The organism is Kitasatospora sp. NPDC047058, assembly GCF_040643935.1.
In the GTDB taxonomy this organism is placed as follows: domain Bacteria; phylum Actinomycetota; class Actinomycetes; order Streptomycetales; family Streptomycetaceae; genus Kitasatospora.
Genome location: NZ_JBEYVJ010000318.1, coordinates 1 through 8,190, shown reverse-complemented (window position 1 = coordinate 8,190; position 8,190 = coordinate 1). Strand labels below are relative to the sequence as shown.

7 protein-coding genes are annotated in these 8,190 nt (G+C 73.5%); 5 read left to right on the top strand and 2 right to left on the bottom strand.

The genetic code is table 11. The annotated features are described in order from the left end of the window. Positions 1–509: molybdopterin cofactor-binding domain-containing protein (locus ABZ885_RS31300; protein WP_360196026.1), on the top strand; the 509-nt coding region annotated here is incomplete at its 5' end. 159 nt (positions 510–668) lie between these two features. Continuing rightward, the gene (locus ABZ885_RS31295; RefSeq protein WP_360196023.1) at positions 669–2,534 is read left to right on the top strand and encodes a peroxidase family protein; all 1,866 of its coding nucleotides are present in this window, start codon (positions 669–671) and stop codon (positions 2,532–2,534) included. A 13-nt stretch (positions 2,535–2,547) separates the two neighbouring features. On the opposite strand, the gene ABZ885_RS31290 is transcribed toward ABZ885_RS31295, so the two are convergent. Next, the gene (locus tag ABZ885_RS31290; RefSeq protein WP_360196020.1) at positions 2,548–3,780 is read right to left on the bottom strand and encodes a glycosyltransferase; all 1,233 of its coding nucleotides are present in this window, start codon (positions 3,778–3,780) and stop codon (positions 2,548–2,550) included. Positions 3,781–4,246: 466 nt separating this feature from the next. Here ABZ885_RS31290 and ABZ885_RS31285 point away from each other — a divergent pair, with 466 nt between their 5' ends. Both ABZ885_RS31285 and ABZ885_RS31280 read left to right on the top strand, forming a co-directional pair. Continuing rightward, a complete protein-coding gene (locus ABZ885_RS31285; protein ID WP_360196017.1) occupies positions 4,247–4,513 on the top strand; it encodes a hypothetical protein in 267 nt (88 codons plus the stop codon). 3 nt (positions 4,514–4,516) lie between these two features. Further along, positions 4,517–5,794: a M14 family zinc carboxypeptidase gene (locus ABZ885_RS31280; RefSeq protein WP_360196014.1), complete on the top strand. Its 1,278-nt coding sequence runs from the start codon at positions 4,517–4,519 to the stop codon at positions 5,792–5,794. Positions 5,795–5,925: 131 nt separating this feature from the next. Here the strand turns inward: ABZ885_RS31280 and ABZ885_RS31275 are convergent, their stop codons facing one another. Next, positions 5,926–6,540, bottom strand: coding sequence for a TetR/AcrR family transcriptional regulator (locus tag ABZ885_RS31275; RefSeq protein ID WP_360196011.1), 615 nt, complete (start codon positions 6,538–6,540; stop codon positions 5,926–5,928). Between the two features lie 108 nt (positions 6,541–6,648). On the opposite strand from ABZ885_RS31275, the gene ABZ885_RS31270 reads away from it, so the two are divergent. Then, a partial coding sequence (locus ABZ885_RS31270; RefSeq protein ID WP_360196008.1) for an MFS transporter occupies positions 6,649–8,190 on the top strand: 1,542 nt, incomplete at its 3' end.

Genomic DNA, 8,190 nt, shown 5'->3' with positions numbered 1-8,190 from the left:
GCCTGCGCTGCCACGCGGACACCACCGAGGCCGTCCGGGCCGGGCGGGAGTACGCCCGGCACGCCTTCGGCGCCCAGTTCGCCCTGGTGGCGGTGGACGCCGACACCGCGGAGGTGCGGGTGCGCCGCCTGCTCGGCGTCTTCGCCGCCGGACGCATCCTCAACGCCCGCACCGCCCGCTCCCAGCTCGTCGGCGGCATGGTCATGGGCGTCTCCATGGCCCTGCTCGAACACAGCACGATGGACCCGCGCTTCGGCGACCACGCCGAACACGACCTGGCCTCCTACCACGTCGCGGTGAACGCCGACGTCCCCTCCGTGGAGGCCCACTGGATCGACGAGGAGGACCCTCACCTCAACCCCATGGGCGCCAAGGGCATCGGCGAGCTCGGCATCGTCGGCACCGCCGCGGCCGTCGCCAACGCCGTCCACCACGCCACCGGGATCCGGGTGCGCGACCTCCCGATCCGCCCCGAATCCCTGCTGCCCCACCTGCCGGAGGGCGTCTGAGCCCCGCGGCCCGGGCCCGGCGCGCGGGTGCCCGGCGACCCTCCTATCGTGGAAATCGGACGTCCACAGAGGAATCGCCCTTTTCAAGGAGCCCGCGCTGGTTCCCGGCGCCCCCGCCCTCAGCATCACAGCCCGTCACCACACCTACGGGGAGTCATCATGGCCACGCCCCGCGACTCGCGCCGCCCCGCCCCGGCCCGCACCGGCAGCGGCTACCGCACCTCCCTCCCCTGGCGGATCGTCACCAGCGCGTCCGAGTACGTCGACCGCCGCGTCGGCTGGGACAAGCTGCCGGTCGTCCCGGGGCTGCTGACCCTCCTCGGACTGCGGGTCAGACTGCGGCAGCAGAACCTCCACGACACCGGCGGGCTCCCCACCGTCGATCCGCCCGCCCCGGAACCCGCGTCCGCGCGGCACAAGGTCAACCGGAGCTCCGACGGGAGCCACAACGACCTCGGCGAGCCGCGGATGGGCATGGCGGGCACCCGCTTCGGCCGCAACATCCCGCTCGACCGGATCGCCCCGGCCACGCCCGAGTCCGTCCTGTCCCGGCCGAACCCCCGCGAGGTCAGCCGCGCCCTGCTCACCCGGCACGAGCTGGTCGCCGCCGAGTCGGTCAACTCCCTGGTCGCCGCCTGGCTGCAGTTCATGATCCGCGACTGGTTCAGCCACGGCACCAGCCCCACCGACCGCCCCTGGGAGGTGCCGCTCCTGGACGACGACCCGTGGCCCGAGCGGCCGATGCGGATCATGCGGACCCCGGACGACCCGACCCGGGACCCGCACGCGCCCGCCGGGACCCCCGACACCCGCGTCAACGTCTCCTCCCACTGGTGGGACGCCTCCCAGCTCTACGGGACGGACGCGGCCGAGCAGCGCCTGCTGCGCACCGGCGAGCTGGGCCGGCTCCACCGGTGGGACAACGGGCAGACCCCGTTCGCCTCGGACCCCGCCCGTGACCCTTCCCGTCTCCCCGGCTTCTGGCTGGGCCTGGCGATGATGCAGGACCTCTTCGTCCGGGAGCACAACGCGATCTGCGACCACCTGCACGGCGCCTACCCGTCCTGGGACGACGAGGAGCTGTTCCAGCGGGCCAGGCTCGTCAACGCCGCGCTCCTCGCCAAGATCCACACCGTGGAGTGGACGCCGGCCGTGATCAGCCACCCCACCACCGTCGCCGCCCTGCGGGCCAACTGGTGGGGCGTCGCGGGCGAACGCGTGCACCGGCTGTTCGGCCGGGTCAGCGACAGCGAGGTCGTCAGCGGCATCCCCGGCGGCGAAACCGACCACTACGGCGTTCCGTACTCCCTCACCGAGGAGTTCGTGGCCGTCTACCGCATGCACCCGCTCGTCCGCGACGAGTGGTCCCTGCGCTCCGCCGAGGACGACGCCGCCCTGCGGCAGTGCACCTTCCGCGACATCTCGGGGCCCGACGCGCTGAAGGTCCTCGGGACGCTGCGGACGGCCGACCTGCTGTACAGCTTCGGCACCCTCCCGCCGGGCCTGGTCACGCTGCACAACTTCCCGAGGTTCCTCCAGGAGTACCGGCGTCCGGACGGGAACCTCCAGGACCTCGCCGCCACCGACATCCTGCGCAGCAGGGAGCTGGGCGTCCCCCGGTACAACGAGTTCCGGCGGCTGCTGCGGCTCAGGCCCGCGCAGGGCTTCCACGAGCTGACGGACAACCCGGAGTGGGCCGAGGAGATCGCGCGGCTCTACGAGGGCGACATCGAGAAGGTCGACCTGACGGTCGGGATGTACGCGGAGAAGCTGCCCGCCGGCTTCGCCTTCAGCGACACGGCGTTCCGCATCTTCGTCCTGATGGCGTCCCGGCGGCTCAACAGCGACCGCTTCTTCACCGAGTACTACACCCCCGAGGTGTACTCCAGGGCCGGCCTGGCCTGGATCGACGACAACACCATGGTCACCGTGCTGCTGCGGCACCACCCGGAGCTGCGGACGGCCCTCGCGGGCCTGACCAACGCCTTCGTGCCGTGGCACACCGCCGGGAGGCCGGCCGGCTGACCCGGAACGGGCCTCAGGCGGACGGCCGGTCCCGGCCGGCCAGGTCGAACAGCAGCTGCGCGGCCACCGCCGCCCCGTCGGTGCGGATCGTGCCGGCCACGGCCCGCGCCCGGGCGAGGGTCCCGGGCGTCAGGGCCGTGGCGAGCGCGGCGGACAGGGAGCCGGCGGTCGGCACCGGGTCGTGGTGGGCCGCGCCGATGCCCAGCCCGGCCACCCGGGCCGCCCAGTACGGCTGGTCCGCGATCCGCGGGACCACCACCTGGGGTGTGCCGGCCCGGGCCGCCGTCGTCGTGGTGCCCGCGCCGCCGTGGTGCACGACGGCGGCCACCCGGGGGAACAGCGCCTGCTGGTTGACCTCGCCGACGACGAAGCAGTCGTCGGCGTCGTCGACCGGGGCCAGGCCGGCCCAGCCGCGGGCCAGGAGGACGCGCCGCCCGTGGGCGCGGCCCGCTTCCACGGCCACCCGGGCGATGCCCTCGGGGGCGTGTGCGGCCATGCTGCCGAAGCCCACGTAGACCGGTGGTTCGCCGGCGGCCAGGAAGGCCTCCAGGTCCTCCGGGAGCGGACGGTCGTCGGGCAGGATCCAGGCCCCGGTCTGCACGACGTCGAGGTCCGTCATGCCCTGCGCCGGACAGAGCACCGGATCCGCCGCCAGCCACGGCCGGGCGGTGAGCACGTGGTCGCGGACGTTGTCCACCGGCGGCAGGCCGATCGCCGCCCGACGGCTGTTGAGCGCCTCGCCGTACAGCGCATTCACCCGCTGGGCGTCCTGCTCCCACAGCACCCGGTGGTCGGTCTCGTCCGCCGGGGACGGCGTGCCCGGGCGCGCCCCGGGACGGAAGTGCCGTGACGGCAGCCCGAGGGTGTGGAAGCACGCGAGCACGTAGGGGATGCCCAGCTTCTCGGCCACGTCGCGGGCGCCGGCCGGCATCAGGCCGGTCGCCAGCAGGGCGTCGCACCCCTCGGCCGCCGCCGCGGTCAGCGTGTCGAACCGCGCGGCGACCAGTTCGGGGGCGAGCCGGAACGCGTCCTGCGCCGTCGGCGGCTTCGGGCCGGCGACCACCGAGCGCACCGTCGGGCCGAGCGGCACCAGCGGCACGCCGACCCGCTCCAGCAGCAGCGCGAACTCCTCGTCCGGCGGGGCGCACACCCGCACCTGCGCGCCGAGTTCCTGTAGTCCCAGCGCCAGTGCGGCCAGCGGTTCGACGTCTCCGCGCGAACCCCACGTCGTCAACAACACGCGCATCTCATGTCTCCCGTTTCCGCAGGTCAGGGCTTTCGGACCGCCGATTGTGCGGCATGACCGGGGCCTTGCCGCAAGCCCCCCGGTGCGTTGTACGGTGAGAGTGGCGAGGAATGGTGTTCCTCGCCTCTTCCCTTTCCTCCGGTTCCTCTCCCCCGGCCGGCCGGGCGGGCCGCCGAACTGGACGCCGGCCGCGGCCCGTTGGCGGCGGACCGCGGTTTACGTCCGGGGCCCGGTGTGCCAGGCTGAAAGCGTGCGTGGGTTCCCCGCACCCGACGGCGGGAAACCCGGCTTTGGTGCCCGGCTTTTGTCACCGTCTGTCACACGGACCGGTGCGGACCAGCAGTGACGCTGTGTGCCCGGGTTCCGGTCGGCCGGGCCAGGAGCGCCGTCGGACGGCGGACAGGCCCGGTCCCGCGCTCACGCACCGCAGCCGTCGAGCGGGGCCACCGGCGAGGTGGTGAGTACCGTGAGCCTGGTTCAGATCGAAGGCTCCGAGGACGTCCTGCGTGCCGTGCAGGACATCCCGGAGCTCCACCTGGTGCGTTCGAGCCTGGAGGCCCGTACGGACTACCGGTACAAGGTCGCGGCGTACGCGTCCGACCAGGCGGTCGACGCGGCGGTCGCGCAGGGGGCCGAGGTGACGGTGCTGCTCTCCTCGGAGGGCGCCGCCGAGCACCACGCCCGGGTGTCGGCCGAGATCGGCCGCGGATACGCCGAGCGCGGGGAGGTGTGAACGATGCCCCCGCCCTACACCACGCCGACGGTGCCGCAGACCCCCGCCCAGATCGAGGCGGCGCTCGCCGACCTCGCGGCCACCTTCCCCAGCCTGTGCACGCTCGGTGAGTTCCCCAACGCCAGCGTCGAGAACCGGGAGATCCACTTCGTCCGCATCGCGAACGCACCGCAGAACGGCCGTCCGGCCGTGGTGCTGACCGGCGGTGTCCACGCGCGCGAGTCCGCGCCGCCGGACGCGCTGGTCCACTTCGCACAGAACATCCTGGTGAGCCGCACCACCGGCGCCGACATCGTCTTCCCCGCGATGTCCTGCCGGCCGCTCCCGGCCGGGCCCTCGGTGGAGTACCCGCAGTTCACCATCCCCGTCGAACAGGTGGAGCGGGCCCTGAACGACGTCGACCTGTACGTCGCGCCGCTGATCAACCCCGACGGCCGGCTGTTCGACCAGCTGAACCCGCCGTCCGACCCGATCGGTGCCGGGTGGCGCAAGAACCGGCGGCCCCACCCCAACCCGGCCAAGGTCGGGGTGGACATCAACCGCAACCACGACATCGCCTGGAAGTTCGAGGACTACTACGACATGGCGGTGTACCTGTCCTTCTACCGGGACGGCCCCGCCTCCACGGACAGCAAGGACGAGACCTACCGCGGGCCGTCCGCGGCCTCCGAACCGGAGACCGCGAACGTGCAGTGGCTCATCGACGACACCAGGGCCACGTACTTCGTCGACGTCCACCAGTTCGGCCGCAAGGTCCTGCTCTGCTGGGGCATCGAGGACAACGGCAGCGACCCGTCGATGAACTTCTCCTCGCCCGCCTGGACGGGCAAGCGGGACGGCCTCCGCCCGGGCAGCCCGGGCCTGCCGCCGGACCGCCCCAACTACCGGGAGTTCGTCACCAACGCGCCGCCGGCCTTCGTCCGCAAGACGCTCGGCACCATCGCCGGTGAGATGCGGGACGCCATCCTGCGCAGCGCCGGGGTGGACCCGGCCACCGGCAGCGCGAGCCCGCGGCGCACCCACTCCACCTACGACGTCGGCCAGAGCGCCTCGCTGTACCACCCGCTGGGCGGCCCGGTCACCGGCACCACCGACGACTACGCCTTCCGGCGGCAGTTCGACGACCCGACCAGGGCGCCGGTCTTCGCCTTCACCATCGAGACCGGGCACGAGGAGGAGTCCGGCTTCCACCCCGACTACGGCAACCCGCCCGGTCACTACGCCAAGATCGAACGGGAGGTCCACGCGGCGCTGATGGCGCTCATCAACTTCGCGGCCTGAGTGCCGGATTGCCGGTCCCACTCCGGGACGGACCCGGGTAGCCGAGGGTCCGTCGGGGTGGGGTCTGCGCCCGGCCGCCGGCCCGCGGGACACCCGGGAGACCGGTCCGCGGGCCGGTCCCGCATGCCCGGTCACAGGCCGCGGGCGACGGTGGCCAGCACGGTGTCGACGGCGTGCCGGATCCCGTCGGGCGGCAGGTCGTGCAGCGGGCCGTCGGTGAGCAGGTGGGCGAGTCCGTGGACGGCGGACCAGGCGCCGTACTCCGCGCCGGGGCGCCGCTCGGACGGGAGGGCGCCGGCGTCGACGAGTTCGTCGAGGCGGGCGGCGAGCAGCAGGTAGGGATCGGTGCCGGGTTCGGGGCGCACCGCGGGGTGGCGGCCGGGGTCGGGGGTCGCGCCGCAGAAGGCGGTGCGGAACCAGCCGTGTTCGGTGAGGGCGAAGTCGATGTAGGCACGGCCGACGGCTTCGAGCCGCGCCCAGGCGAGGGGCCCGGGTTCGGCGGGGGCGACCTCGGCGGTGCGCCGGATCATGAGCAGGCCGAGTCGGTCCATGCAGCGGGCGGCCACGGCGGCGAGGAGGTCCTCGTGGCTGGCGAAGTGGCGGTAGGCGGCGTTGTGGGAGACGCCGGCCTCACGTCCGGCCGCGCGCAGGACGACGGCCTCGGGTCCGCCCGCACGGGCGAGGGCGACGCCGGCGGTGACCAGGGCCTCGCGGAGGTTGCCGTGATGGTATGTCCGATTCTCCAAGGTTTCACCCCATTTCGCGCCACACGTTGACAGTGTCCACTTTCCGGTGGAAACGTGTCAATCAGAGCATGTTACCGCTGTCAACATCTCTGGCGGATGGAGTGTGCCATGACCGCCCTCACCCCTCACCGACGCCTTCTCGTGCTGGCCACGGTCTGCCTGGCCGCGTTCGCGATCAATCTGGACACCACGATCGTCAACGTCGCACTGCCGGAGCTGAGCCGGCAGCTCGACGCCACCACCCGTGACCTGCAGTGGGTCGTCGACGGCTACAACCTGGCCTTCGCCGCGCTGGTACTGACGGCGGGCTCGCTCGGCGACCGGTTCGGCCGCCGGCCCGCCCTGCTGTCCGGGCTCGCCGGCTTCGCCGTCACCAGCGCGGTGGGCAGCGCGGTCGGATCGCCCGGCGCGCTGGTGGCCGTGCGCTTCGCGATGGGCGCGTGCGCGGCGGCCATCTTCCCGACCACCCTCTCGGTCATCAGCAACACCTTCCCCGACCGCCGGTCCCGCGCGAAGGCGATCGGGGTGTGGGGTGCGGTCACCGGCCTGGGCGTCGCGGTGGGACCGGTGGCCGGCGGCCTGCTGCTGGCACACTTCGGCTGGCCCTCGGTCTTCCTGGCCCTCGTCCCGGTGACCCTGGTCGCCCTGGTCGCGGCCTGGGCCTGGGTGCCGGAGTCGAGCAGCCCCGCCTCGGCGCGCCTGGACCTGCCCGGGCTGGCCACCTCCTCGGCGGCCGTCGGCGTCCTGGTGTACACGATCATCGAGGCCCCCCACCGCGGCTGGGGCGCCCCCGCCACGGTCGCGGGCTTCGCCGCCGCCGTCGCGCTCACCACCGCGTTCGTCCTCGTCGAGCGGCGCCGGGACCATCCGATGATCGACGTCACGCTCTTCCGCACGCCGGCGTTCTCGGCCGCCAGCGGATCGGTCACCGTCGCCTTCTTCGCCCTGTTCGGCTTCATCTTCCTGGTGACCCAGTACTTCCAGTTCATCCGCGGCTACGGCACGCTCTCCACGGGTGTGCGCGTCCTGCCGGTGGCGCTGACCATCGCGCTCGGCTCGCTCGGCGGTGTCGCGCTGGCGGCCCGGACGGGCACCCGGGCCGTGGTCAGCACCGGCCTCGTGCTGCTCGGCACCTCGTTCGCGTGGATCTCCGCCTCGTCCGCCTTCGCGCCGTACCAGCAGGTCGTCGGCCAGATGGTGCTGCTGGGCCTCGGCCTGGGGCTCACCACCGCCCCCGCCACCGAGTCGATCCTGAGCGTGCTGCCCCCGGCCAAGGCGGGTGTCGGCTCGGCGGTCAACGACGCCACCCGTGAGGCGGGCGGCACGCTCGGCGTCGCCGTCCTGGGCTCCGTCTTCACCTCCCTCTACGCGGCCCGGCTCGCCGGCAGCCCGTTCGCGGGCCTGCCGCCGCGCACCGCGGACGCCGCCGAGGGTTCGGTCGCCTCCGCGCTCGGCACCGCGACGGGCCTCGGGCGCGGCGATCTGCTGGCCGCCGTCCAGACCTCGTTCATGGACGCCTTCCACCTCGCCTGCCTGGTCGGCGCGGGTGTCTGCCTCGTGAAGGCGTGGCGCCTGTACGAGCACGCGCCCGTCGAGGAAGCGCGCGAAGAGATCGAGCACGGTCCGCGCTGCCGCGACTGCTCCGGCCGC